Origin of the sequence: Kitasatospora sp. NPDC091257 (genome assembly GCF_044757675.1) — a bacterium.
In the GTDB taxonomy this organism is placed as follows: domain Bacteria; phylum Actinomycetota; class Actinomycetes; order Streptomycetales; family Streptomycetaceae; genus Kitasatospora; species Kitasatospora lactacystinica.
The window spans coordinates 1-1,409 of sequence record NZ_JBIVVI010001697.1; the positions used below are offsets into that span (position 1 = coordinate 1).

Annotated in this window: 1 protein-coding gene; it reads right to left on the reverse strand. The window is 73.5% G+C overall.

The window, feature by feature from the left end; all coding sequences use genetic code 11:
* Nucleotides 1-135: 135 nt before the first annotated feature.
* A partial coding sequence (gene hcp, locus ACIQOV_RS41375; RefSeq protein ID WP_401056298.1) for a hydroxylamine reductase occupies nucleotides 136-1,409 on the reverse strand: 1,274 nt, incomplete at its 5' end.

Sequence of the window (1,409 nt, forward strand, 5' to 3'; positions counted from 1 at the left end):
GGAGGGCGGCGCCGGCCTCCGCCGCGGCCTCCAGGACGCTGCGGCCGGGGGCGCAGTCGAACTCCAGCCGGCCGCCGTCGCTGGTGGTGAGGGTGACGGGGTGCGAGCCGGTCGCCTCCACCGGGTCGGCGGTGCTCATGACGCCGTCCGTTCGAGGGCCGCGGCCAGGTCGGCCGCCGGGTCGCCGATCACCCGCAGGTCGAACCGCTTCACCAGCTCGTCGACCAGGGCGGGGGTCAGGAAGCCGGGCAGCGAGGGGCCGAGGTGGATGTTGCGGATGCCCAGGGCGAGCAGGGTGAGCAGCACGGCGACGGCCTTCTGCTCGGTCCAGGACAGCGCCAGGGTGAGCGGCAGGTCGTTGACCTCGCACTCGAAGGCGTCGGCCAGCGCGGTGGCGATCCGGATGGCGGAGTAGGTGTCGTTGCACTGGCCGAGGTCCAGCAGCCGGGGGAGGCCCGCGATCTCGCCGAAGTCGTGCCGGTTGAAGCGGTACTTGGCGCAGCCGAGGGTGAGCACCACGCTGTCCCGGGGCGCGCCGAGGGCGAAGTCGGTGTAGTAGTCGCGTCCGGGGGTGGGGCCGTCGCAGCCGCCGATCAGGAAGAAGTGACGGATGATGCCCTGCCGCACGGCGTGGACCACCTGGTCGGCGACCGCGAGCACGGCGTCCCGGCCGAAGCCGACGGTGACGGCCTCCTCCTCGGCGGCGGTCTCCGGGAATCCGGGCAGGGCGTGGGCGGCCTGGATCAGCGGACGGAAGTCGTGGTCGGCGAGGTGCCGGACGCCGGGCCAGCCGACCGGTCCGGCGGTGTAGATCCGGCGGCGGTAGCTGACGTGCGGTTCGATGATGCAGTTGGAGGTCATCAGGATCGGGCCGGGGAAGGCGGCGAACTCCTGCTGCTGGTCCTGCCAGGCGCCGCCGTAGTTGCCGGCCAGGTGCGGGTGGGCCTTGAGCAGCGGGTAGGCGTGGGCGGGGAGCATCTCGCCGTGGGTGTAGACGTTGATGCCCTGGTCCCTGGTCTGCACCAGGACGGCTTCCAGGTCCCGCAGGTCGTGGCCGCTGACCAGGATCGCCTTTCCGGCGACGGGGGTGGTGCGCACCGTGGTGGGCTGCTGGGGGCCGTAGGTGCCGGTGTTGGCGGCGTCGAGCAGTTCGATCGCGGCGAGGTTCAGCCGGCCGAGGCCGACGGCGCGCTCCAGCAGCTCGGCGGGGTCGGTCGGCTCGCCGGCCAGGTAGGCGAGGGCGTCCTCGACGCCGCCGAGGACCTCGGCGCTGCGGCGGCCGAGCACGTCGGCGTGGTGGGCGTAGGCGCAGATGCCCTTGAGCGCGTAGAGGTGGAGCGAGCGGAGCCCGACGACCTCCGGCCCGACCAGGGGGAGCCCGAGGTTCACCCGGACGTCCGGGGCCTGGC